At 58.3% G+C, this 1,220-nt stretch carries 1 protein-coding gene and 1 pseudogene; one reads left to right on the top strand and one right to left on the bottom strand.

What is annotated here, in order from left to right; translation table 11 throughout:
* The coding region (locus WH277_RS04015) for a cation:proton antiporter domain-containing protein (protein ID WP_339504486.1) at positions 1 to 933 on the top strand (933 nt) is incomplete at its 5' end.
* An 8-nt stretch (positions 934 to 941) separates the two neighbouring features.
* Here the strand turns inward: WH277_RS04015 and WH277_RS04010 are convergent.
* Positions 942 to 1,220: pseudogene (locus WH277_RS04010) on the bottom strand (polysaccharide biosynthesis C-terminal domain-containing protein); the annotation flags it as partial.

Genomic DNA, 1,220 nt, shown 5'->3' with positions numbered 1-1,220 from the left:
GTGCTGGCCAGTCTGATCTCGGTGAACGACGCACGCGATGACGATAATCTGCGCGTCTCGCTCTCCAGTGAAGCCGGGTTGAATGACGGCACCGCCCTGCCACTGCTGATGCTGGCAGTATTGCTGCTCACCGGCAGCGGAGAAATCTCCTGGGCGTTATTCAGCCACTGGGCGCTGGTGGATGTTCTCTGGGCGGTGGCAGGAGGAAGCCTGATCGGCTTTGTGCTGGGTCGACTGATTGGGCAGTATGCCTCGCACCTGCGCCATACGCATCAGGATGTCGCCCCCAATGATTTTCTCGCGCTGGCGCTGATTGCACTCAGCTACGCCATTGCACAGTCTCTGGATGCCTCAGGCTTTCTGTCGGCCTTTGCTGCCGGGGTCGGTTTACGCCGCGCCGAGATGCGCGTGGTACGCCATTTTCCAACGGAAGAGTTTCAGGAGAGTGATTACCATCCACCTGCGGAGGAACTGGTCAATCCTAATGCCCGCCATCAGGGGGAACAGACCAATCCGGTCGGATCGGCCGGACTGGTGGTGAGCGATGCGCTTTCATTTGGCGATACAATTGAACGCCTGTTTGCCGCGGCCATTATTATTGTGCTGGGTGTGACGCTGGCCCAGCACTGGAACATTACCGGGCTCCTGCTGGCTGCCCTGCTGTTTTTCGCCATCCGGCCGCTCTCAGTCTGGCTTGCCACACTGGGAGCCGATACCCCGCCGTTACAACGCGCCACCATCGGCTGGCTGGGGATACGCGGCATTGGCAGTATCAACTACATTGCCTGGGCCTATACCCACGGGCTGGATGGCCCGGAGGCGGCACGCATGGCCGATATGGCGTTCACGCTTATCGTTGCCAGCGTGGTGGTACATGGTATTTCCGTCACGCCGTTACTGAACTGGCGTCAGTCACGCCTTCGCCGCGACTAACGTCAGATTTATGTCTGTTCATTGCCTGGCTGCTTAAATCCCGCTGGCCGGGCAAGATAGACCTTCAGAATATCGTGCTTCACCATAATGCGCAGGATGCCGGCAAACACCAGAAACTCTGACAGCACCAGGGAACTGGCCGCGCCGATGGCACCATATTGCCATGCCAGCAGGCAGCAGATCGGGATGTTAATCAGCCCGACAATAAACATCACATGCATACGCTGTTTCGCCAGGCCGTACGGGATAAGGATTTGCAGTCCGGCCGGGTAACTGATATTGCCAAA

The sequence above is a fragment of the Erwinia sp. MYb416 genome (assembly GCF_037479575.1).
In the GTDB taxonomy this organism is placed as follows: Bacteria; Pseudomonadota; Gammaproteobacteria; order Enterobacterales; family Enterobacteriaceae; genus Erwinia; species Erwinia rhapontici.
This window is presented reverse-complemented; position numbering and strand designations above follow the sequence as displayed.